The organism is Nicoliella sp. ESL1106 (genome assembly GCF_058509965.1).
The window spans coordinates 454,421-481,411 of record NZ_CP196340.1 but is presented as its reverse complement, the minus strand read 5'-3'; the positions used below and the strand labels follow the sequence as shown (position 1 = coordinate 481,411).

Below are 26,991 nucleotides of genomic sequence, written 5' to 3'. Positions count from 1 at the left end.
GATTAAACAAATTTCACAAATTTCTTATTACTTGTGATGTACTTGCCGTTTCCAATGTAGAAACGAGTCAAGCCCTTGTATTTAACGACCCGGTCAACATGCAATTTCTTACCTTGCTTGTAGTACTTACCACTATTAGAGCTAAAGGTCTTGTTACTGTGAACACGGATACCCTTGCTATTGATTACCTTAACCGTCTTAGAACCAGCAGCAGTCATTTCACCCTTACGGTAGTAAGCGTTGACAATGAAGTTGCGGTTAGCAGTCAAGTAACCCTTAACGCCGGTATTAGTTAGGTGACTCTTTACATAGTAACGAACGAGACCACTCTTAGAAAGTGCAATTCTAGTAATCTTGAATTCACTGATCTTGTTTTGTGGCTTCTTAGAGTAACCCTTGACGTTTTCACCCTCACCAAAGGTTGCCTTAGTGTGAACGTAAAGCCCCTTACTGTTGTAAATATATAGTGGATGCTTCTTCAACTTCGCATTGAATGCTTGAACGTATCCATACTTGTATCCAGTAGATTCACCAGCTAAGGATTCTTCAGCGTAGAACGATGCCTTCTTAGCAGCAGCCTTACCAGCAGCAACTTCCTTAAGGTATGCATCATGCCCTTCTTGATATGCCTTAGCATAATCAGCTTGGTATGCGGCATCCATACCCGTGAAGTCTGACTTGGCAGTCTTATTATTGTAACCATCACGGTAACCGTCATAAGCACCTTGATAAGTTGGTTGACTTGCATACTCTGGATCCTTCTTGTATTCGCTCTTCGCATCGGTAATTCCTTCATCGTAGTAGTCAACTGCAGCTGCAGAAACAGCAGAGTCATGAGCACCAAAGATGACCTTAGCAGCAAGAATGATGGTTTGATAATCACTTGCAGCACGGGATGCAGCAGAACTAGCAGCAGAAGTAGCGGAAGCAACTAAGGAGTTCGCAGTAGCAACTTGTGCAACGGCATTGTTAGCACTATCAGCAGCAGCAGATGCAACAGCAGCGTAACTGCTACCAGCAGCAGCATCACCACGAGCATATGCTAATGATGCAGCAGCGTTTGCTGAGTTAGCAGTTGCAGCAGCAGCATTCGCAGCGTTAGCAGCAGATGCAGCAACTGAAGCAGCGGAATTAGCAACTACCGTAGCGGAACTAGCTTGACTATTAGCAATCACGGCATCGGCTGATGCTGAGGTGATCGTCGTCGCAGCTGAACTTGCAACGGCAGCGTAACTAGCCACGCTGACGTTCCCAGAGTATTGAGAAGCTAAGCTGAGGGCATCGTTTGCGGCTTGTTGAGCAGAGCTAGTTGGTAGTGATGTCATTGACGTACTTGAACTAGCAGCAACTGAGTAGCTATTTGCTAAGTTAACGGCGGCACTAACGTAACCGTAGTTTTGCGCAACACTATTAACGGCGAAGGATGCATTGGATGCATATTGACTCGCATTGTTAGATAGATGCGTTACAGCGTAAACAACTGATTCAGCAGCTTGTGCAGCAGATGCAGCAGAGTATACAACGGAAGCAGCAGATGCATTCACGATTTGGGCACTAGCCACAACAGAAGCAGCAGCTTGTGCACTAGCGTTGGCAGCAGATGCTTGGTTGTTATAACTAACAGCCGCAGCATTAGCGGAGTTAACTAACGTGTTAAGTGAGCTAACTGCACTGTTATCACCAATAGCAGCTGCACTAGCAGCAGCAACGGCATATGAGGCAGCCGTTGCAGCAGCAGAGCTAGCATTAACGTTGGCAGCAGAAGCTTGTGCATTAGCTGAAGCAGCAACACTATTAGCACTTTGTACAGCAACGCTTGCGTTATTAGCAACTACAGCAGCAGATGCAGCAACCGTATTAGCGGAAACCGCAATGCTTGCATACGTTTGAGCGCTATTGTTTTGTGGTGCTAAGGCAGCCATGCTCGTTGAAGCTTGGGCAGCTGATTGAGCAACGCTGCTTGCTGATTGAACTAGTGAAGTCGTAGCATTCACTGAGTTTGCATTCGCACTAACAAACGCATTGGCACTGTTTGCACTATTAGCTTGTGCAGAGGCAGCAGCACTTTGCGCAGATGCACTGTTGATTGCAGCTGATGCAGCTTGAACAGCAGCACTTTGGGCAGCAGCAGCTGATGCAGCAGCAGCGCTAGCAGCATTTGCAATCGTAGCAGCTGATTGAACAGCAGCAGCATCGGAAGCTGCTCTTACGGATGCACTAGCAGCTGATTGAACAGCAGTGGATGCAGTTTGACTAGCAACGACAGCATTTGAAGCAGCTACAGATGCCTTAGCAGCAGCTTCTGAAGCAACTACGTTAGCACTAGCAGCAGAGACAGGGTTACCAGTATTTGCGTAACTTCTAGCAATTGCAGCAGCAGTCGAAGCAGCAAATGATGCAACACTAGCGTTTGAACTAGCATTGTTAGCAGCTTCTGCAGCAGCAGATGCAACTGACTTAGCAGATTGAGCATCTGAGTTAGCAATTACGGCATCGGAGGCAGCTGAGCTAGCAACTACGGCAGCTGATTTAACAGCAACTGCAGCAGAGCTGATCAATGGGTTCGTTGGGTGCGTAGAAGCAAGACTACTGATGTTAGTAGCCGTTGACGAAACGACGGCATTGTTCGAAGCAGCTTGGCTAGTAGAATCACTAGCTTGACTAGCGTACTTAGAAGCTAAAGCAGCATCATTATTAGCACCGCTAGCAGCGCTTGATGCAGTCGAACTGTCATTAGCAGCAGCGTTAGAAGCTGTGTTAGCACTCGTTGAACCTTGATCACCAGCATCAGCAGCTGACTTAGCAACTTCACTAGCAGACTTAGCTACAGTTTCAGCAGCCTTGGCAACGGCAGCATCGGAAGCTGCTCTTACTGAGGCACTTTCAGCTGATTGAACAGCAGTGGATGCAGTTTGACTAGCAACTACGGCATTTGATGCAGCAGTAGATGCCTTAGCAGCAGCATTAGATGCAACTACATTGGCACTCGCAGCTGATTCAGCATTTCCAGCATCAGCATAGCTCTTGGCAGTTGAAGCTGCAGTAGAAGCTGCGGTGTTAGCTTCACTAGCAACTGAACTAGCATCGTTTGCAACTGAGGCTGCAGTTGAAGCAGCTGATTTAGCCGATTGAGCTTGATCATTTGCAATCGCAGCATCAGATGCAGCTGAACTAACAACTACCGAAGCAGAAACAACGACTGAAGCAGCTGATGAAACAACCGCATTTGATGGGTGGGTCGAAGCATAACTAGTAGCATCAGCAGCAGCATTTGAAACGACAGAGTTAGCACTAGCAGCTTCACTGTTGGAATCACTAGCTTGACTTGCATACTTAGAAGCCAAAGCAGCATCATTATTGGCACCACTAGTTGCTTTAGCAGCAGCCGAATTAGCGTTTGAAGCAGCTGATGATGAAGCATTAGCGCTCGTTGAACCTTGATCACCTGCATCGGCAGCTGACTTAGCAGCAGCCTTGGCAGCATCAACAGTGACTTGAGCAGCCTTAACAGCAGCAGCATCGTTGGATGCTCTTACGGATGCGCTAGAAGCTGATTGAACAGCTGTCGATGCGGTTTGACTAGCAACAACAGCAGCAGATGCGGCAGAAGTTGCAATTGAAGCTTGCATCGAAGCAATGATATTGGCACTAGCAGCAGCGGAGTTATTACCATCGTTAGCATAACTCTTAGCAGCAACAGCAGCAGATTGAGCAGCAGTATTAGCATTGCTTGCAACAAATGCAACTGAGTTAGCAGAGGAAGCAGCAGCGCTAGCAGCACTCTTAGCTGATTGAGCTTGTGAATTAGCAACTACAGCATCAGAAGTAGCGGAACTAGCAACGACTGAAGCCGAAGTAGCAACGGAAGCTGCGGATGAAACGATCGCATTTGATGGGTGGGTAACAGCATAACTGTTTGCCTCAGCAGCAGCATCAGAAATCGTAGCGTTATCCTTAGTAGCTTCGCTAGTTGAGTCACTAGCTTGACTAGCATACTTAGAAGCTAACGTTGCATCAGCAGTTGCCCCACTAGCTGCGGAACTGGCGGTCTCGCTGGCTGTAGAAGCAGCATTGGCAGCTGAGTCAGCGTTGGTCTTGTTCTGAGTACCAGCAGCAACTGCACTAGCGGCAGCATTCTTAGCATCAGCAGCTTGACTAGCAGCAGTGTTGGCAATCGATTGATCACGACTAGCCCGACTAGCAGCATTCGCAGCTGCATTGGCAGCGTTATCAGCGTCATCAGCAGCACTAGATGCAATCTTAGCTTGGGCAGCGGCACTGTTAGCGGCATCAGCTGCTGTTGAACGAGCAGCCGCACGTGATTCAGGACTTACGTTTGAATCGGCAGCAACGGAAGCTGCGGATGAAGCCTTATCGTAAGCAGCAGAAGCGGCTGTTTGAGCAGCTGCAGTAACTGAAGAAGCAGAACTAACGGTTCCAGAAGCACTTACCGCAATGCTGTTTGCAACGGAAGCATCTGAAGAAGCTGCGGAAGCAACAGCAGAAGCGGATTGGGCAGTGGAGTTAGCACTCACGATCAATGAGTTGTTAGGGTTTGCACTAGCATATGAACTAGTTGCACTAGCAGCATCACTAGCATTTGAGGAAGCTTGGCTGGTAGCAACTGAAGCTTGGCTCGTAACAGATGATGCACTTGATACTACTGAACCATCACTAGCAATCGTACCGGCGTAACTATCGGTAGTAGAGTCAGCATTGGAAGCCCGCTTCTTACTTTGGTTAGCATCATAACTAGCAGCTCTTGATTCTGCATCAGATGCAGCAGATGATGCAGTCGAATTAGCTACGCTAGCAGCAGATGATGCAGCATCAGCACTTTGAGCTGCATTGGAAACAGCTGAGTTTGCACTAGCAGCAGTACTATCAGCAGCTTGCGCACTTGAGTTTTGGGCACTAGCACTATCAGCAGCAGCCTTAGCTTGACTATTGTAACTATCGGCAGCGGAGCTATCACCATGCACAGCAGCAGATGAAGCTTGACTTGCGTAGCTAACGGCAACACTAGCAGCTGAATCAGCGTTTGACCGAGCAGCAGATGCGGTGTTAGCAGCAGCACTAGCAATTTCATTTGCCTTAGCAGCTGAATCCTTAGCAGCACTAGCGGCGTTGTTAGCAGCGCTGGCTACACTCGCAGCTGATGAAGCGATCGATGAATCGCTAGTCAACGCAGAGCTCGTAGCTGGATCAGTATCGTCTTCGGCAGCAGCTACTGAGGATGCAATGCTGGATGCAGCACTGGCATCATTAGCATAAGAACTAGCTTCTGAAGCAGCATTGGATGCCTTATTAGCAACTGAAGTAGTAGCACTATTGACACTAGAAGTAGCAGCGCTGTGATCGCTGGCGTTGGCATTCGCATCTGAAGCAGCACTATTAGCGTTAGTAGCTGAACTAGCAATTGATGAAGCTTCACTAGTTTGTGCACTTTGCTTGTCAACGGCACTGTTCAAATCACTAGCAGCACTGTTAGCATCGTCAGCAGCCTTTGAAGCAACGGCTGAATCGGACAATGCCCGTGAATCAGCACTAGATGCAAGATCGGTAGCAGACTTCACAGCGTCAGCAGCAGATGAAGCGTTAACACTTGCCGTAGCAGCATTGGAAGCAGCTTGAACAGCGGTACTTGCCAATGAGTTTCCAGCAGCGTAATCATTAGCAGCGTAAGCAGATGAAGCAGCAGAACTAGCAGCATTAGCTTGAGCAGCAGCCTTTTGAGCTAATGAATTTTGCACACTAGCGGTGTTATTAGCATCGTTAGCAGCAGCCTTTGCTGATTGAGCTTGTGAATTAGCGATAGCGGCATCGGATGCAGCGCTTGATACTACTACGTTTGCGGAACTAACCTTCGCAGCAGCGGAAGCAATTGCCGTGTTGCTTGGGTTAGCGGCAGCAACTGAGCTAGCAGATGATGCTAGGTTACTTACAGCAGCGGAAGTGTTATTAACCCCACTGGTTGCAGAACTAGCTTCACTAGCGTACTTAGATGCTTGTTGAGCATCAGCATTGGCATTCGAAGCACTTGCAGAAGCCCCACTAGCAAATGTTGGAGCAATGCTATTAGCACTCGAAGCAACGCTGTTACCGTTGGATGAATCAGTGGCATTGGATGAAACTGCTGATGAGGCAAAACTACCTGCATCAGAAGCATCCTTAGCAGCACTTTCAGCAGCCGATTGAGCACTAGTAGCTCGACTGGCAGCAGCAGATCCATCGGCAGCGGCCTTAGATGCAGCATCGGAAGCAGCACTTGCAATTGCAGCTTGAGCAGCAGCATCAGCAGCAGCCTTAGATGCGGCGTCAGCATGTGACTTAGCAGCCGAAACGTTACCAGCAGAAGATGCTTGGTAAGCAGCGTTTGCTTCATTAGAAGCTACGGCTGAGAAGCTATCGGTAGCAGAGTTTGCTGATGAAGCAGTATCGTTGGCACTAGAAGCAGCGCTTGATGCAGCCCATGCATCACTAGATGCTTGAGTAGCAGCAGAGGCAGCACTTTGGGCAACCGAGTTTGCAGCAGAAGCCTTTGCAGCATCGCTAGCAATTGATGAATCCTTAGGGTTAGCAGATGCAGCACTGGCAGCCCGACTGTTAGCATCTGAAGCATTCGATGCAGCAGTTGAAGCGGCATCGTTAGCAGAACTAGCAACGGATGAACTACCATCGGCATTCTTGCTACTTACATTTGCACCTGAAGCGGCTTGACTAGCAACAACGGAAGCACTAGCTGCAACTGGTTGAGCTGAACTGGCTTCACTAGAAGCAGCACTATTAGCAGCAGCAATTGAATCAACTAGGCTCACTTGAACCTTATTAGCAGCATTGGCAGCTGATTGGGTTGCTGTCTTAGCACTAGCAGCACTTTGTGATTGTGTCGTTGCTTGTTGAGCATAACTAACGGCAGCGTTGGCATATGATGATCCGTCAACAGCAGCTTGAGAAGCGGCGTTAACAGCGGAACTAGCTAAGCTCGAATTAAGGGCTGCATTGGAACTATCACCACTTTGGGCAAAGCTATTTGCAGCAGCAGCGTAGGACTTAGCAGCAGCAGATGCAACAACGGCTGCGGAGTATTGAGCAGCAGCAGAGCTAGCATTAACACTCGCATTTGAGTTAGCTACGATTGCATTAGATGCGGCTTGGGAACCAGCAGCAGAAGCAGCGGAACCATCATTAGCATAAGAAGCAACCACGCTCGCAGCACTGGCAACCCCAGAATCAGTTGGGTTGACAGAAGCGATGCTAGAAACAGTTGAGTTCATAGAACTCAATGCAGCGGTGTCAGGAGCAGTTGCAGATGCACTAGCAACGGCATTCGATGCATTGTCACTAGCAGAAGTAGCAGCTGGAGCAGCATCACTATTGGCAACACTGGCGGCACTTACGTACTTGCCAGCGTCTGGTGCGATCAAAGCAGCACTAGAAGCTACATCTAGGGCTTGACTAGCAGCAACGGCATTGTCTTGAGCAGCCTTGGCAGCAGCAGCAGCGGAACTCGCTAATGATGAATCAATAGCAGCCCGAGTCGATGCTGATTGAGCTGAACTGGCAGCAACTGAAGCGTTGCTTTGGGCAGCAGATGCGACCGAATTAGCTGATTGAGCAGCATCAGCAGCACTGGATAATGCTGAAGAAGCGGAAGAATCAAATGGGTTCGCACTAGCAGCATTCGCAGCAGCCTTGGAAGCATCGGCAGCCTTAGCAGCAGCGGAAGCAGCAACGCTTGATGCTGATTCAGCAGATGCCTTAGCAGCATCGGCTTGATCAGATGCGATTGAAGCATCCTTAGCAGCTGAACTAGCGGCGTTGTTGGCAACGCTAGCAGCGTTAGAAGCAGCCGAGATGGCAGCATTGCTTGGGTACTTCGAAGCAATCGAGTTAACGACGCTGGTAGCAGAACTAGCTACGCTTCCAGAGACGCTAGCTTGTGAAGTGGTTGGAACCGCCCCACTTTGTGCTGATGATGCGATCGATGCGTAGTCGCTAGTTGCGGCAGCATTCGATGCAGCATTGCTTGCAGCTGATTTAGCACGGTTGGAGTTTGGTGTTGGGTCAGCTGGATTCAAGTTCGCAGCTTCGGATTGGGCATCGTTAGCAGCGGAACTACCAGCAGCAGTAGCTGAAGTTCCAGCTGATGCAGCAGAAGCAGCATCAGCAGCGGCTTGAGAAGCAACGACCGAAGCACTAGTTGCCTTTGAACGAGCAGAAACGGCAGCGTTGGATGCGTCAACGGCACTGGATGCTTGTTGTGAAGCAACCACGCTGGCAGATTCGGCAGCGGAGTTATTTCCAGTGGCAGCAGCACTCGATGCGGCGTTGGCAGCGGAACGAGCAGCCGAAGCAGCGGCATTGGCAGCATCACTAGCGGTGTTAGCAGCACTCATCGCAGCGCTCGCATCTGAACTAGCAGAGTTAAACGTTGAGTTAGCACTGGAAACGGTAGCACTAGCAGAACTAGCAACTACGGCAGCGGATGAAGCAACGCTGGCAGCACTTGAGATCTTAGGATCATTTGGTTGACCCGCAGCAGAAGCAGCGGAACTAGCCAATGAAATGGCAGCCGAGTTCGCATCGGTAGCAGCATTGAACGAGTTAGCAGCACTGGATGCTGAACTTACGACTGATGAAGCACTAGAGATGCCAGGTGTAACGTTAGCAGCAGAAGCATTGGAACTAGCAACTGAAGCGGCACTCGAAGCCTTCTTAGCATCACTATCAGCACCGTTGATGAAGCCCCCTGCTGATTGAGCAGCGTTGGAAGCATCATCGTAAGCACTGGCAACTTGTTTAGCAGCACTAGATGCAACTACCGAAGCAGAAGCAGCAACGGATGCGGCATTGGATGCGGCAACCACGGCGGAACTAGCGTTGGTAACATCTGATTGTGCCTGGGTCGCAGCGGAACTAGCGTCAGTTGCAGCTTGACTTGCTTGCCGTGCGTAACGGTCACCAGCAGTGATACTTCCAGCAGCATATGCGGAGGAAGCAGCACTCTTGGCAGCGTTAGCAGTCGAAGCAGCCGAGTTAGCAATTGAGTTTTGCTTGCTTGCGTCGTTAGCAGCAGAATCAGCAACCGACTTAGCGTTGGCAGCAGAACTGTTAGCACTAGCGGCATCGGAATCAGCAGAGTTTACAACGGAATTTGCAGAGTTAGCAACACTGTTGGCACTGCTGATCACGGTGTTGGTTGGGTATTGGGAAGCGAGACTGTTAACGGCACTAGTAGCACTGTTAGCGAAGCTCGTGGAACTTCCTGCCCCTGTGTTAGCATCACTAGCAACCTTAGCGTAACTATCAGCGTTGGATGCGTCTGCACTCGTGACACTGACGGTTGGGTCAGTCACACTAGTTGCAGAATTAGCAGCACTAGCGGCACTGGATGCGATACTGTTACCAGCACTAGCGGCCGATGAAGTATCGGATGGCTTAGCACTGTTCATGGCATTGGCAGCGCTATCGGCGTTGGATGCAACTACGGCAGCGGATTGCGCAGCAATAGCAGCACTGTTACCAGCAACGACGGCGTTGGAACCATCAACAGCAGCGGATGAAGCGGCAGCAGCGGCTTGACTAGCAAGGGCTGCACCTGACTTAGCTCTAGCAGCAGCGGAAGCAGCGGCGCTGGCAGCACTAGATGCTAATGCACTATTGCTTGCCTTTGCAGCGGATGCTTCAACAACTGATGCGGAGTTGTAGTCACTATTAGCGGAACTAATATCGTTATTAGCACTAGATACAACGGTGGCAGCAGAGCTGGCAACACTCGATGCACTAGATGCGGTTTGAGAAGCGGAACTAGCTACGCTGGATGCGGAGTTAGCAACGCTAGCAGCTGATGATGCCTGAGTAGCAGCAGATGCGATCGATGAATTGGTTGGGTTAGCAGACGCAATTGCAGCGGCATCTTGAGCATCTAAGGCAGCATTGTTAGCTGCGGAACTAGCGGTTGAGCTAGCAGAACTAGTTTGAACTGAGTCTTGACTAGTGGCAGCACTGGCGGAGTTCGTAACCCCAGCAGCACTGGAACCGGTGGCAACGGCTGATGAAACCGTTGAACCAGCGGAGCTAACCACACTATCGGCACTGGAGATTCCAGCGGAGATTGCACTTGAAGCTTGGTTAGCGGCGTTAGTGGCATCCCGTGCAGCATTAGATGCTAATGATTGATCAGAAGCAGCCCGCAATGCGGCACTAGTTGCGTTTTGCGCAGCCGAGTTAGCAGCATCGGAAGCCACGTTGGCACTGGTCAATGCGGCATCGGCATCGGAAGCAGCTGACTTAGCTTGACTAGCAAGCGTTGAAGCAGCTGGGCCGGTCGCACTTTGGGCAGCTGAGGCATATGAAGTGGCCTTGGAAGCTGCAACAGATGCGGCAGATGATGCTTGGGTCGCACTGGCGGTCGCAGCATCGGCAGCGGCCTTGGCACTGTTGGCAGCTGAGGAAGCAATCGTTGCATCAGCGGATGCTGAGTTAGCAACGGAGCTTGCGGATGCGACCACAGAACTAGCAGAAGTAACAACTGGGTCATTACTATTAAGACTGTTCAAACTGTTTACATATGAAGCAGCGGAATTAACGGCGCTGGTTTCATCACTGGCTTGACTGGATGAAACGCTAGCTTGGCTAGACTTCAATGAAGCGTCGGTCCCGTTGTTAGCAGCGGATGCGTTGGCCCCTTCGGCAGCTACACTATCAGCCCTAGCACGAGCAGCGGCATCGGAAGCAGCGGATGCGTAACCGTTGTTGGCGAGTGAAGCAACGCTGTTCATTGCACTGGACAATGAGGTTGCAGCGGAACTCAATGCAGCACTAGCTGAGTCGTAGTTAGAAGCAGCAGTTGAAGCTTGGCCGGCAGCAACCGAACCATCATCATTTGCTGACTTAGCAACGGCAGCTTCACTAGCGGCGATCGAAGCCTGTTGACTAGCAACGACGGCTTGGCTAGTGGCGGTCGATTGATCACCATTAGCAACGGCGTTAGAAGTAGCTTCACTGGCTAACTTAGCGGCAGAGGCAGCGGAGTTAGCAGCAGCGTTGGCACTGGATGCGGTGCTGGATGCTACGTCGGCACGACTCTTAGCTGATTGAACAGCGGAGTTGGCGAACGAAGCAGCAGAGCTGGCAGCGGAGGCGTTCGATGCGTATTGGTTGGCAATTGAAACGGCTGATTGCAGTGCAGAATCACTTGGATTGTCACTGGCAACCGATTGAGCACTGGATGCAGCTTCACTAGCGGAAGTGGCAACCGAGCTAGCGTTACTGTAAGCACTGGCCACGCTAGAAGCGATGACGCTCACGGAAGTGGCGTGAGAAGCGGCGTTATTAGCGTCGCTTGGACCGTTTGGTTCGCCACTAGCATAACTAGTTGCTTCGGAAGCAGCGGATGAAGCAGCCGGTGCAGCGGAACTAGCGGTGGCGCTAGCACTGGATAATGCAGCACTGGCACTGTTAGCAGCAATTTCGGCATTTTGAGCAACTTGAGCAGCGGAACTAGCCAATGATGAATCAATGGCAGCCCGTTCGGATGCTGATTGAGCGGAACTAGCGGCAACCGAAGCATTGCTTTGTGCAGCACTGGCAGCTGAGTTAGCTGATTCAGCGGCACTGGCAACGCTAGCTAAGGCGCTGGATGCGGATGAATCAAATGGTTGCGCACTAGCAAGTGATTTCGCTTGAGCACTCAAGGCGCTGGCAGTAGTTGCTTGCCCCTTGGCAACGACATCGGCAGAAGCAGCTTGGCTATTTGCGTCGCTGGCTTGTTGAGAAGCAATCACGGCATCGTTAGCAGCGGAACTAGCAGCAGCGTTTGCGTTGCTTGCAGTCACTGATGCAGCCGAAATCGTTGGGTTGGTTGGGTATTGTGAAGCAATTGAGTTCACAACCCCAGTTGCGGAACTAGCAACACTCCCAGAAACACTGGCTTGTGGTTGCGTCGTCTTAACGCCATCGTCAGCAGCAGATGCGATTGGAGCGTAGCTGGAAACGACAGCCGCATTTGAAACGGCAGCACTAGCAGCGGCGGAAGCCCGATTTGCATTTGGTGTTGGATCAGATGGGTTCAAGTTTGCAGCTTGTGATTGAGCATCGGCAGCGGCAGCACTCCCCTTCGCGGTAGCGGAAGCACCATCAGCGGCAGCGGATGCAGCATCAGCAGCGGCCTTGGAAGCAACTGCAGAAGCACTAGCGGCCTTGGAACGAGCATCAACAGCGGCGTTGGATGCGTCCACAGCGGAGGAAGCTTGTTGAGAAGCAACCACGCTTGCAGAAGCAGCGGCGGAGTTGTCACCCTTGGCAGCAGCACTGGATGCATCGTTAGCAGCTGAACGTGCAGCGGATGCAGCAGCACTTCCGGCGTTGGTTGCGGCTTGAGCAGCACTCATTGCGGAACTAGCGTCGTCACTAGCGGATTTGAATGCTGAACTAGCACTTGAAACAGTCCCACTAGCAGAACTAGCAACCACGGCAGCAGATGAAACAACGGCAGCATCGCTCGCGATTTGGGCGTTGCTTGGTTGACCGGCAGCAGCAGCAGCGGAACTAGCTGCGGAGATGGCAGCCTGGTTGGCACTAGTAGCAGCGCTGAATGAACCAGCGGCACTGGATGCCGAGTTAATTACTGAAGAAGCACTGGAAACACCAGGCGCAACATTGGCAGCCGAAGCGTTCGAACTAGCAACGGATGCGGCACTGGATGCCTTCTTAGCATCACTGTCGGCCCCGTTGACGAAGCCAGCGGCAGAACCAGCAGCGTTGGAAGCATCACTGTAAGCGCTGGTTACTTGCTTAGCAGCGTTGGATGCAACCACGGAAGCAGAAGATGCGGTGTTTGCAGCGTTCGATGCGTTCGAAACGGCTGAGTTAGCGTTAGCAGCATCGGATTGGGCCTTGGCAGCAGCCGAACTAGCGTCGGTTGCGGCTTGGCTAGCTTGCCGTGCGTAACGATCACCAGCGGTGGTACTTCCGGCAGCGTAAGCGGATGAAGCTTGGCTCTTGGCGAGGCTAGCAGCAGCGGCAGCGGATGAAGCAACGGAGTTTTGGAGGCTGGCATCATTAGATGCAGCATCGGCAACTGACTTCGCATTGGCAGCCACGCTGTTGGCACTGGAAGCATCAGAGTCAGCGGAGTTCACAACTGAGTTAGCGGAACTAGCCACGCTGTTAGCACTACTGATCACGGCGTTACTTGGGAATTGTGAAGCATAGCTGCTAACGGCACTGGCGGCACTATTGGCAATGCTGGTTGAACTCCCGGCCCCGGTGTTAGCATCACTTGCGACCTTAGCATAACTATCGGCGTTGGATGCATCAGCACTGGTTTGACTCGTAAATGGTGAGATAGCACTGGCGTTCGAACTAGCAGCGGAGGCAGCAGATGATGCGATGCTGTTTCCGGAGTTAGCAGCATCTGAATTATCAGTTGGGGCAGCACTGTTCATTGAGTTGGCAGCACTGTCGGCGGCGTTGGCAGTCGAGTTAGCAGCACTAGCTACGGCAGCGGCACTGGATGCCTTAGCAGCAGCACTACTTCCATCAACGGCAGCGGAGGAAGCAACGGCAGCAGCAGAACTAGCGGTATCAGCACCAGCCTTAGCCCGAGCAGCGGCAGAAGCAGCAGCACTGGCAGCGCTAGATGCTAAGGCGCTGTTACTGTCCTTGGCAGCGGAAGCTTCAACGGCGGATGCGGAAGCGTAGTCGCTGTTAGCAGAACTGATGTCATTGTTAGCACTGGATACCAGGTTAGCAGCGGAGCTGGCAACACTGGATGCGCTGGATGCAACTTGGGAAGCAGCACTGGTGGTGTTGGCAGCCGAACTAGCAACCTTGGCAGCAGAAGCGGCTTGGCTAGCAGCCGAAGCGATTGATGAGTTGCCTGGGTTGGCTGAAGCGATTGAAGCAGCATCTTGGGCGTCCAAGTTGGCGTTGTTAGCAGCCGAACTAGCAAGTGAGTTAGCCGAGTTAGCGGTGGCTGAATCTTGGTTAGTGGCATTACTTGCGGAGTTAGCAACGCTAGCGGCACTGGAACCAGTAGCAACAGCGGATGAAACGGTCGATCCAGCGGAACTAACCACACTGTTAGCACTGGAAATTCCGGAAGCAATCGCACTGGAGGCTTGGTTGGCGGCGTTAGTAGCATCGTTGGCAGCGTTGGATGCTAAGGCAGCATCACTGGCAGCCCGCAATGCGGCACTGGTAGCCTTTTGGGCAGCGGAGTTGGCAGCGTTAGAAGCAACGTTGGCACTGGATAATGCAGTGTCAGCATCGGAGGCAGCGCTGGCAGCTTGACTGGCCAGAGCTGAAGCGGATGGGCCAGTAGCACTTTTCGCAGCTGAAGCATATGAAGTCGCCTTCGAAGCAGCTTCAGATGCGGCGGTAGATGCTTGCGAAGCACTGGCGGTCGCACTATCGGCAGCGGCCTTAGCACTATTAGCATCTGAAGAAGCCTGGGTCGCATCGGCGGATGCGGAGCTAGCAACTGAGCTTGCGGAAGCGACAACTGAACTAGCGGAAGCGACAACTGGGTTGTTGCTGTTCAAGCTATTCAAGCTGTTAACAGCGGAAGCAGCTGAGTTAACTAAGGAAGTCGAGTCACTAGCTTGACTGGATGAAACGCTAGCTTGACTGGACTTCAATGAAGCATCGGTCCCGTTATTTGCAGCGGATGCGTTGGCACCATCGGCAGCCACACTATCGGCCTTGGCCTTATCAGCAGCGCTTTGTGCAGCAGATGCGTATTGGTTCCCGGCAATTGAGTTGGCATCACTATTAGCACTTGAAATCTTAGTTGCTGCTGAGTCTAAGGCTGAAGAAGCAGAGTTAAAGGCTGCAGAAGCGGAAGTAGCAGCAGATTCTGCGGCTGAACCATCAGAGTCAGCAGCCTTAGCAGCAGCATCGGCCTTCTTAGCCACTTCGGCTTCAGAACTAGCCACGCTAGCTTGGCTAAAGGCAGCGGATGGATCACCACCAGCAGCAGCGGATGAAGCAGCCACACTAGCTAGTGAAGCGGCAGAAGCAGCCGAATCAGCAGCAGAGTTGGCACTCGAAATCGTTGATGATGCTGAAGCAGCGGTGCTCTTAGCTGATTGAATCGTAGCGTTAGCCGCGGAGGCAGCAGCACTGGCAGCAGAAGCGTTGGCAGCTTCACTGTTGGCAATCGAAGCCGCAGAGTTAATGCCTGAGTTAGCTGGGTTTGCACTCGCTAATGATTGGGCATTTGCAGCATTGGAAGCAGCAGCGCTAGCGGTTGCACTAGCGGAAGTGTAGGCACTGGAAACACTGGATGCCAAAGCACTAATTGAAGTTGCCCGTGATGAAGCGGTGCTAGGAAGTGGTTTAACGTCTGAAGCGGCGCTAGAAGCAGCGACACTAGCAGAACTAGCAACTGAGTTTGCGTTTACGATCGCATCACTGATGGCAGTCGCTGCATCTTGGGCTGACTTAGCAGCGATGGCAGCGGAACTAGCAATCGATGAATCGGTAGCAGCCCGGTTGGAAGCAGAAGTTGCTGAATCAGCAGCTTGTGATGCGTTAGCTTCGGCACTGGAAGCCACGGCGTTAGCGGATGCAGCAGCATCGGCAGCCGAACTAGCAGCACTGGAGTCGTAAGGTTGCGCACTCTTAGCTGATTGAGCAGCTGAGTTAGCAGCGTTAGCGGAATCTACGGCCTTGCTTGCAGCAGTCGATGCAGCAAGAGCAGAATCCTTAGCAGCACTGGCTTGGTTAGCAGCAACTGAAGCATCGTTGTTAGCAGATGATGCAGCTTGGCTCGCCTGGGTCGCAGCGGTGTTCACGTTGGAAAGCGCTGAATTGTCAGAATGAGCACTCGCAATTGATGCAACAGCGGAGGCAGCGGAACTAGTTTGACTAGTGGAATCGCTGGCCTGACTGCTTTGTGTTTGGGCTCCATTGTTAGCGGATGATGCAACGGATGCGTAACTACCGGCATTGTTGGAGTGAACGGCGGCGTTAGCAGCGGCGTTGGAAGCCCGGTCTGGGTTCAACGAAGTGTTAGCGGAGTCCACGTTCGCAGCTCTGGATTGAGCATCGGAAGCAGCTTGACTAGCAGCCTGGCTGGCTGATTGAGCAACCGAAGCGGCGGACTTAGCAGCACTAGCGGCACTGGATGCAGCACTCGATGCACTATCAGCGTTGGAGCGTGCGGAACTAGCATCGCTAGCAGCTGAAACAGCGGTGCTGGCTTGTTGTGAAGCAACCGCGCTAGCTGAAGCAGCGGTCGATGGATCACCCTTGGCAGCAGCGTCGGATGCAACGGAGGCAGCAGATGAAGCGGCATCCTTAGCAGCGGATGCTACGGAGTCGGCAGCATTGGCCTTACTGTTGTCATCGTCAGCAGATGCCTTAGCAGATGAAGCCACATCGTTTTCGGAACTAGCCACTGAGTTGGCACTGGAAGCAACGTCAGATGCGGAACTAACTACGGCTGCATCGGAAGCGATCGATGAGTCTGGTTGACCAGCTTGTGAAGCGATGGAACTAGCTTGTGAAACAGCAGCCGAAGCACTGTCGACACCAGCCTTGGCGTTCGAAGCCACGCTTGCAGCAGAGCTGGTAACAACGGAGTCACTACTAGTTGCACTAGCTTGACCACTAGTAACGGCTGATTGGGAACTAGCTACGGAAGCAGCACTGGAAGCCTTAGCGGCATCACTGGCAGCCCCGTTAGCGGCGCTGTTGGCACCCCCGGCAACGCTATTGGCATTTGATAATGCCTTGGCAACATCACCAGCAGCACTGGAGGCAACGCTAGATGCGGAAGTAGCGGTTGAAGCAGCATCAGAAGCAGTCGCAACGGCGGAGCTAGCTACGGAAGCGTTTGATAATGCTTGGACGGTAGCGGAACTAGCGTCAGTGGCAGCTTGGCTAGCTTGCCGAGCGTACTTGTCCCCGTCCTTGGTGTTGCCGGCAGCATAAGCTGAGGAAGCAGCACTGGATGCGGAAAGAGCAGTTGAAGCAGCGGACTTAGCAACTGAGTTCTGTTGACTAGCATCACTGGATGCATTGTCAGCAGCGGACTTAGCGGCTTGAGCAACGCTGTTGGCACTGGAAGCCACACTGTTGGCCGAGTTAGCAACTGAGTTAGCTGAGCTAGCTACACTTGCGTCACTGGAGATTGCAGTATTGGATGGGTATTGAGAAGCATAACTATTAATTTGAGCAGTGCCACTATTAGCGAGGCTGGTGGAGCTTGCGGCCCCACTATTAGCATCACTGGCCACCTTAGCATAACTATCAACACTGGCGGCATTGACACTAGCGGAACTAGCTAATGGCGCAGTGGTGCTGGATGCTGAGCTGGTAAAGCTAACGGCACTAGCGGCGGTGCTGTTTCCGGCACTGGCGGCGCTAGATGCGTCAGCGGAGTTGGAGCTGTTGAGGGAGTTAGCAGTGTTATCTGCAGAACTAGCAACCCCAGCAGCTGAATTAGCAACGCTGTTGGCACTGGAAGCCTTGGCAACGGCGGAATCCCCTGCTGACTTAGCAGCGTCGGCTTGGGAAGCAGCTGAACTGGCGGTGTCGGCACCGGACTTAGCCCGCGCAGCAGCGGATGAAGCAGCACTGGCGGCACTGGAAGCAGCGGAACTATCGTTAGCCTTAGCAGCTGATGATTCAGCGGCGGAGGCTGATGAGTAGTCGTTGTTAGCGGAACTAACGTCAGCGTTAGCACTGGATGCCACGGAGTTAGCACTCGATGCGGTCACGGATGCACTTGATGCGTCCTGTGAAGCTGAGTTCGCGTCACTGGCAGCAGACTTGGCAACGCTAGCAGCACTTTGGGCTTGGCTCGCAGCGGATGCAATCGAAGCGTTGCTTGGGTTGGCAGATGCGATTGAAGCGGCATCTTGACCATCGATGTCAGCACTATTAGCGGCAGAGCTAGTAGCGGAGCTCAGGGCACTGGCTTGTGATGAGTCTGCATTAGTTGCAGAACTATCGTCGTTAGCGTCCTTAGCGGCACTCGCAGCGGTGCTGGATGCAGATGGGACTACCGAACCGGCGGAACTAACGGTGCTGTTGGCACTGGAAATCCCGGATGCAATCGCACTGGATGCTTGGGCAGCAGCGTTAGAAGCAACTTGGGCAGCACTGGAGGCTACGGCTTGATCAGAAGCAGCCCGTTGAGCGGCACTGGTGGCTTTTTGAGCAGCGGAGTTGGCAGCGTTAGAAGCGGCATTGGCACTGGATAATGCTGAATCAGCATCAGAAGCAGCGGAAGCAGCCTGGCTAGCAATGCTGGATGCGGAAGCTGGATCGGCACTCTTAGCAGCATTAGCGTACGATTGGGCAGCCGAAGCAGCGTTGGAAGCAGCGGTCGAAGCCTTAGCAGCCGAAGCAGTGGCACTATCAGCGGCAGACTTAGCACTGGAAGCATCACTAGATGCACTTGTGGCGTCAGCAGATGCGGATTGCGCAACGGAGTTCGCACTGGATACGACTACGGAAGCGCTGGAAACAACTGGGTTGGCACTGTTATTACTGTTCAAGCTGTTAACGAAGCTGGTAGCTGAACTAGCAGTTTGCGCAGCATCACTGGCTTGGTTAGACGAAACGCTAGCTTGGCTGGACTTGAGTGAAGCATCAGTCCCGTTGTTAGCAGCGGAACCGTTGGCACCATCGGCAGCGATACTATCAGCCTTAGCCTTGTCAGCAGCACTTTGGGCTGCGGAAGCATAACCGGCATTGGCAGCTGAGAATGCATCACTAGCAGCGGCAGCAGCAGCATCGTTAGCACTCGATGCCACTGAAGAAGCGGTTGCAGCCTTAGCGGAAGCGGAATTAGCGTCTGAAGCAGCGGATGAGGCATCAGCGTTGGCGTTTGATGCATCTGAAGCAGCAGATGAGGCCGTGGAAGCGGCATCTTGAGCAGATTTAACGGCGGCAGAAGCAGCTGATGAGTCTCCGGAGTTAGCGGCTTCACTAGCAGCGGTCGATGCTGAACGGGCAACGGATGCGGCAGAACTTGCAACTGAATTAGCGACCGAAGCGGCGGAGCTATCCTTATCCGCCCGACTCTTGGCTGATTGAGCAGCAGAGTTAGCATTCCATGCATCGTTCGATGCTGAATTTGCCGTGGATGCAGCAGAACTAACCACGCTGTTAGCACTGGAAATTACCGCATTACTTGGATCATTAGATGCTAATGACTTAACAGCACTTGAATATGAATTTGCGGATGTAGCACTTTGAGCGGTTTGTGAATTGTTGTTGGCAACACTAGATGCCACGACGCTCACTGAGTTAGCGTGTGAAGCGGCGTTGGAGGCATCGGAAGATCCCTCAGCCGAACCACTAGCGGCACTCGAAGCAATACTTGCGGCCTTATCTGCATTAGCAGCAGCCGTGCTAGCATCACCGTTGGTCTTACTGTTAGCATCAGCAGCACTGGCAGCGGATTCAGCACTAGCGGCAGCCTTAGATGCGGCATCGGCGGCATTTGAAATAGCACTAGATGCACTAGCAGCCTTAGATGCGGCATTTGAACCGGCGGTGGCTTGAGTATCAGCAGCCTTACTTGCATCTTCAGCAGCGCTTTGGTAAGACTCAGCACTGGATTGTGCATCCTTAGCTACAGAGGCAGCAGAACTAGCAGCACTGGTGTCACCATTAGCGGCAGCGGAACTAGCAGCTACCGAAGCTGAGGAGGCAATTGAAGATTCCTGGTTAGCAGCACTGGCAGCGGAATTGGCAGTGGATGCGTACGAACTAGCGGCAGAACTAGCTGAATTAGCGGCACTGGAAGCATCAGTGGCATCACTGGATGCAGCACTCGCAGCAGCAGCAGCACTGGAAATGGTCCCAGCAGCACTACTTACGGTTGGGTTACTGGAGTAACTACTGTTCAAGCTGTTGATTGCACTTTGGGCAGAAGTAACTGAACCCATGGAGTCCTTAGCAGCACTCGATGCGGCACTAGCTTCACTAGAGTACTTGCTGGTTGCAGAGGCAACGCTATCGGCACCACTGGAGGCATTTGATGCAGCATCGTCTGCCTTTGATGCAGCAATTGAAGCAGCCTTAGCAGCACTATTAGCAGCGCTATTATCGTTAGAGGTAACGACCGCAGCACTAGCAGCGGAAGCAGCGTTAGAGGCATCTTTAGCAGCACTTTCAATTACTGCAGAGGCACTTGAGGCCTTAGAATTAGCCGAAACGGCTTGTGAAGCTTCATTTTCAGCAGCAGAACGAGCAGATTCAGCGGAAGAATTAAGGGTAGCGGCTTCGGCTGCGGCTGAAGCAGCATCTGAGTCTGCCGACTTAGCAGCATCAGTGTTCCCAGCACTAGCAGCACTAGCGGCTGCGGATGCAGCGGCTGAAGCAGCTGATGCTTGAGAACTAGCGGCACTAGCGAAGGAACTAGCATCATGTGCGTGTGAACTAGCAGCAGCACTTGCTGAGTTAGCAGCACTCGATGCGTCAGTGGCATCACCAGATGCAGAGTTAGCAGTCGAAGCAGCACTGGAGATCGTACCGGCAGCACTATTTACGGTTGGGTTGCCAGAGGCATCACTATTTAAGCTATTGATTGCACTTTGGGCAGAAGTAACTGAACCCATTGAATCCTTAGCAGCACTTGAAGTGGCACTGGCTTCAGAAGAAGCCTTAGAAGCAACAGATGAAGCACTATCGGCACCATTATTACTGTTAGTAGCAGATTGACCAGCTGCACTAGCATCGTTAGAGGCCTGACTAGCATAACTAGCAGCTTGGTTGGCAGCACTTTGGGCCCCACCGGCAATGCTGTTAATAATGCTGTTGGCAGATTGGGCAGCGTTGTTGGCAGATTGGGCAGCACTGTTAGCACTGGCTGCGGCTGAACTAGCATTGGAAGCAGCGGTCGATGCAGCTTCGGCTGATGAGTTGGCATTATTAGCACTATTTGCCGCATCACTAGCCACTTGGGCAGCGGAGGCAGCGGAGGCAGCAGCACTGGCCGCACCAGCTTGATCACCCTTTGCAGCAGCAGAACTAGCGGCAGCAGAAGCGGAAGAGGCCGCCTGGTTAGCAGAACTAGCGATAGAATTAGCAGTAGATGCAGCTGTGGATGCAGCGTCAGCGCTACTCTTAGCAGCTTGGGCAGAGGTATTGGCACTGTTAGCATCACTAGCGGCATCACTAGCCACTTTGGCAGCAGAGCTCACCACTGCAGCGGCGCTGGTCACGGAACTATTGCCAGAATTCTTAGCAGCCATGGATTGGGCTTGGCTATTAGCGCCATTAGCGGCTTGGGCAGCACTATTAGCAGCTTGGTTGTTAGTTGCAGCACCCGATGCATCAGAACTAGTTGAGTTAGCACGCGAAGCAGCGTTCGATGCGTCAGAAGAGCCGTTAGAAGCCCCGCTCGCAGCAGTCGAAGCGGCCTTCGATGCATTGGCAGCGTTGGAAGAAGCACTGTTTCCAGTACTGTTAGCAATGCTAGTGGCAATCGAATTAGCACTCGATGCGGCATCAGCAGCACTACTTGCGTAAACACTAGCGGACTTCAAGTTAGCATAAACAACCGATTCGGCTGATGAAACGGTATTAGCAGCTCCAGAAGCAACTGAGTTATACGATTGTAAACTAGCCCGAGCAGATGTGGCATTAGAACTTGCGCTAACAGCATTAGACAATGCAGTTTGGGCGTCAGTTAAGTCGCCAGAACTAGCGTAGCTTTGGGCTAAAGTAGCGTAGCTTTGGGCATCTGAAGCATACGAACTAGCATTAGTAAATGCGTTCTTAGCACTCGTAATCGCATTATCTACTGTACTCTTAGCGAATTGAGCAACACTGTTTGCTGATGAACCAACTGAAGAAGCGGAGCTCATTAGTGAAGCTGCAGAACTAGCGGCTGATTGGGCGCTTTGAATATCAGCATTTGATGGGTAAACGCTAGCAATACTGTTTACGCTAGAAACATCGGAAGCAGTTTGGTTGCTGTTAGCAATGATTTGACTATTTTCTGCATTAGCCTTGGAAGCTAATGAATCAGCATTTCTTGCGATCGAACCGGTGTTAGAAGCTGCTAAACTAGCGGAGAATGAGTTCAATACGAAGCCTTGGATGGCAGCGGATTGTTCATCGGCAACCGCTTGGGAAGCGGCCTTCACCCCATCAGCATTGATCGAAGTTACCGCAGCCGAGTATGATAACGCAGCGGAAGCAGCAGATTGCGCATTCGATGCGGCAGTCGAGGCAGCGTTGTTGATCGAAGTTTGTGCACTGGCTACTGATGATTGTGGCGTTAGGCTAGCGGCACTACTAAATTGAGTAATGGCATTCGATGCAGCAGCAGCGTAGGAAGAAGCGGCCTTGGATTGAGCAAGGGCGTTCGAAATCGCAACGCTAACTGCGGAACTAGCGGAACTAGCAATCGATGATTGATTCTTAGCGTCAGAACTGTATGAACTAATGGCACTCGATGCAGAAATAACGGCAGAGGCGTAGCTATTGTCACGGCTCATGGTATTTCTGTCGTTTGCTAATGAACGGGCTGAACTATTGTAATCATTCACTACAGACGAAGCGGATGAAGCCACACTTGAGTAAGAAGTGGCCACGTTAGAAACGTTCGCAGCGTTACTTGCGTATGAAGCGGCGGACGAATTAGCTGATTGCGCAGAGCTATTGTAAGTTCCGGTACTATCAGGAACGATCACGTTATCGGTAATCTTCCCACTGACGGTATTAGAATTATTTTGGACTGGCGCAGCAGCCGGGTTATGCGTAACGTTAGTAATAACGGTATTGCTACCATTATTCTTAATTTCAACACTATTGTTAGTAACTTGATATTGCGCAGTTACGATCACGTCGGTTGGCGCAGCAGAAACCGCGTTGATTGGGTGCGCGTAATTGTAAGTGTAAGTCCCATCACCGGTCTTAGTGAACGCAGTTACTGGAATGGCGGTGGTGTAGGCGTTACGATAGTCGGAATCTTGCCCGTTCCCAACGGCTTGGTCAGGATCAGTCAGCATCCCACTACTATTTGTATTGGCGTTAGATGCATTATCACCAGTTGCTGGCTTTTCATCGGTCCCGTTGGTTTGAACCCGCACGTAAACATACCCATCGGTACTGTTAATGTTCGTCAATTGAAGGTTCGCATTAATGTTGTACTTAGAGGTTGCACTTGAGTTCTGTGATAGTGCGGCGTTCCCGTTGATGTAAACGGTCGGGATGGCTCTAAATGCCAAGAAGCCGGAATTGTTGTTATCAAAGCTACTAATGGTTGGATCTGAAACAGTTTGCCCATTTTGGTTGTAGACCTTAATAACGTTCCCACTATTCCCGTTAATTTGAACCAGGTATTGAGGAGTGGAATCCTTTTGGCTATCAACTTGACCCAAGACGGAATAAGCATTGATTGGGGCGGTGTTAAAGAACTTACCTGCACTGGTAGTGGAAGTATCGTTATTTAACCCCCGCTTACTTAAGATCGTATCTTTACCAGGGTTATTGATGGTAACGGTCCCGGAGTTGTTAAGTAAAGTTAGGTTACCGTTAGTGTTGGTACCGTCAGAATAAATTTGGAAACTCCCACGGTTTTGAACGGTTAAGGTACCACCATTGGAAATGGTAAAGAGGTCCCCACCGAAGTTAGTCATCCCATTAGTAGCGTGGGCAGTGATTTGACCACCATTTTGCACGTTCACACTACCTTGAATCCAGGTTGGGTTCGAATCGGTTGGGTTGTAGTTATAAATGGAGTTCATGGACCCACCATTGATGTTAACAGTCCCACCACGGTTAACAACTAGGGCGTCAGCTTGGTTATCGCCAGGAACGGAAGTTAAATTAGCGTTTTGGTTAATGGTAACGTTACCATTAACGACCAATCCACGGTCCCCACCGGATCCGGCATTTTCACCACCAGAACCACGAGGAACCAGGTACATGTTAGAACCTTGGTCTAAGACCAGGTTTCCACCTAATTCAATGTTGTTCCCCTTTTCAGTTTGACCATAGTAATAGGAATTAGGGAGTAATTCCATGTTGGTAACTTGAATGTTTTGTTGATTATTGTTTTGAGTGGCAAAGCCAACGTTAAAGGCACTGGTGTAACTACCTTCACTAATTGCACTCACTCCACCATCAATATAGAGGTTTGGTAAGCTAGTCCCGTAGAATAATTGTGATCCTTCGTAGTTAACGTTACGGTAGGTCAAACTCCCAGAAGTTGAGTTCCATAGGTTAATTGGCCCATAAATGTTATAACCGTACATCTTGTACATGTTTTCAATCGTCAAACTCTTCAAGTTATATGGATTGTAGTGCCACTTTTGCATATCAACGGTATGGTTAGCACCATTAACGATAACATCGGCACTGGTCCCATTTAGCGTAGCAGTGGTATCAGCAGAATTAGCATTATAATCTGACGTAAACCGCAGTTCATGGGTCCCAGAACCAAAGGTCCCAGAGAAGAAGTTAGTGATGTTTGCGTTAGACGTGTTATAGGTGACAAAGAAGACGCTTTGGCTATTTACCAAGTTAGCGACGTAGTTATAACCGTATTGGTAATTTTGACTTAGAGATTGCTTTTGGGCGGTCGTTAAATTAGTAACCGCAGTAAAACTACCAGTTTGTTCGTTGTTAATGGCAGCTTGAGCCCCGTTGTAGGCTTGGATATATGGATTATTAGTGTTCTTAGTCGTATCCAAGACCGTGTAGGCCCCGGTATTTGCAGTTGCTCCGTTCCAACGACCATTAGCGGCATCATAAGTCCCCTGCCGACTTAAGAAGTAGTCGATCGCATAGTTGTAGGCTAATGCTTGGGTAGGAGCTGCGGTATTAATTCCGGTTCCCACAATATTACCAGCAGTTCCGGAAGTTACGTTGTTACCAGAAGTAGCTTCAGCACTATCACTAGGTGAATTAACCACTTGGGCAGCCTTGGACTTGTTTACAGATCCACTAGTAACGCTGGTTTGTTGACCGACTCCACCAGAACCATAAATTGCGGAGCCAGACTGAGTTCCGACACCGGAGTTTAAGCTACTATAAGTATTGTAAGCATCGATGGTCGCATTATACCCTTGGACGTAGAATGCATTGCTTGAATTGAACGTGCCAGCTGAATCAGCGGACTTCAGATCATCTGGATGGAGTGAGTTCCAAGCGGCTACTGCCCCAGCATTAGCGGCGTAGTAAGCTTGGACCCCATCTGAGAAGCCACTGACGCTTTGGGCGCTGACACTGGTCCCAGCGAACGCAGCGGAAGATGCTGCTGATAGTCCACTGGTAAAGGCAGCGCTATAAGCAGAGTATGCGCTTTGGGCGGAACTAACCCCACTCTTGTAGTTGGAGTTCGTGTTAGAAGTGGCAAACGATGATCCATTAGAAGCTGCTGAATAAGCATCGGAGTAACCAATGCTGTAAGCAACTGAATTATATGAATTAACGTAACTGGTAACCCCACTATTGAAGTTAGCATCAGAGCTGCTGGCAACGGAAGTCCCAGCGGATTGTGCTGATGCGGCTGCGGAGACCCCAGCACTAAATGCGCTGGATGCAGAGGCCGTATAGCTTTGAACCCCACTTTCAAAGTAGGAATCACTAGAGCTAGCAACAGACGTCCCAGCGGATTGTGCTGAAGCAGCTGCAGAGACCCCAGCACTAAATGCACTGGATGCTGAAGATGAATAGGAGTCATTAAAGCTATCAACCCCACTTTCAAAGTAAGGGTCGCTACTGTTGGAAACGTACGTTCCAGCAGCTTGGGCGGATGAACCAGCAGCAAATCCAGCGCTAAATGCGGAGGATTGGTAACTAGCAATTCCACTATTGTATGCATCGTCTGAACTGCTATCAGCGGTACTACCCTTAGCAGCTGCGGAAGCAGCAGCTGAGTAACCAGCACTAAATGCGGATGAACTAGCTGCGGATGCAGATGAGGCGTAGCTAGCAACCCCACTATTAAAGTAAGTATCGTCAGAACTGGAAACCGTTTTCCCAGCCTTTGCAGCTGATTCGGCAGCGGCAACCCCAGCACTAAAGGCACTAGAAGCTGAAGATGCAAAGCTAGCAATTCCGCTATTGTAATTAGCGTCTGAAGTATCAGAAGCACTCTTGCCTTCCTTCGCAGCTACAGATGCAGCTGAAAAGCCAGCGCTAAATGCTGAGCTAGCTGCGCTGGAATCATCAGAATCGCCATTACTATCGCCATCAGTTCCATTCCGATCACTTAAACCGTCATCGCTGCTGGATTGATTAGCAGAACTACCAGACTTAGCAGCACTGCTCTTGGCATCAGATGATGATGATGCAGCAGCTACTGAAGAATTGTATTCAGAAACACCCTTGTTAAAATTAGAATCAGCGCTACTTGGCACTGAAGTATGAGCTTTTGCAGCTGAAGATGCAGCAGAAAAACCAGCACTAACTGCTGAGCTAGCATCTTCACTGTTTGAAGATGAACTTGAATTAGTACTGCTAGAGCTACTTGTCTGACTAGCATCCGCACTGGAACTAGTCGTCGATTTAGCATCTGAACTAGCACTAGTGCTATCAGCTGTACTACTTGCACTAGTTTGGCTAGCAGTAGAACTATTATCTGCAGAAGAACTTGTAGCACTAGACGTGGCTACGTTTGAACTATCATCACTACCATATGTACCACTAGTAGTCGCACTGACATTAGCGTTAGCGCTGGTTGTATCTGCATGAGCAGACACGGAATGTTCAAATACTGATCCTCCACCAAGTAAAGCAAGCATGGATAATGAAACAACTACCCACTGCTTTTTTACTTTACGGAGAACTTTTTTATCATTCACTTTATTGAATTTGAACTTATTATAAAGCATAAAGTATCCCCCTCATTTGCTTAAAGATTACGAACGTTAGAAAGAATAATTTAGTACACAACTACATACAGTCATTCTATCACTAATAGACAAATAATTCATTTAATTCTATTTAGTTTCGTTAAATTTATTCAAAAAAAAATAGGTTCCCAAAATCGGTTAAATCGATTTTGGA

At 50.9% G+C, this 26,991-nt stretch carries 1 protein-coding gene; it reads right to left on the bottom strand.

The genetic code is table 11. From position 1 onward, the window contains the following. Positions 1-2: 2 nt before the first annotated feature. A complete protein-coding gene (locus ACSVI6_RS01915; RefSeq protein WP_491720848.1) occupies positions 3-26,816 on the bottom strand; it encodes a DUF5776 domain-containing protein in 26,814 nt (8,937 codons plus the stop codon). Positions 26,817-26,991 lie beyond the last annotated feature (175 nt).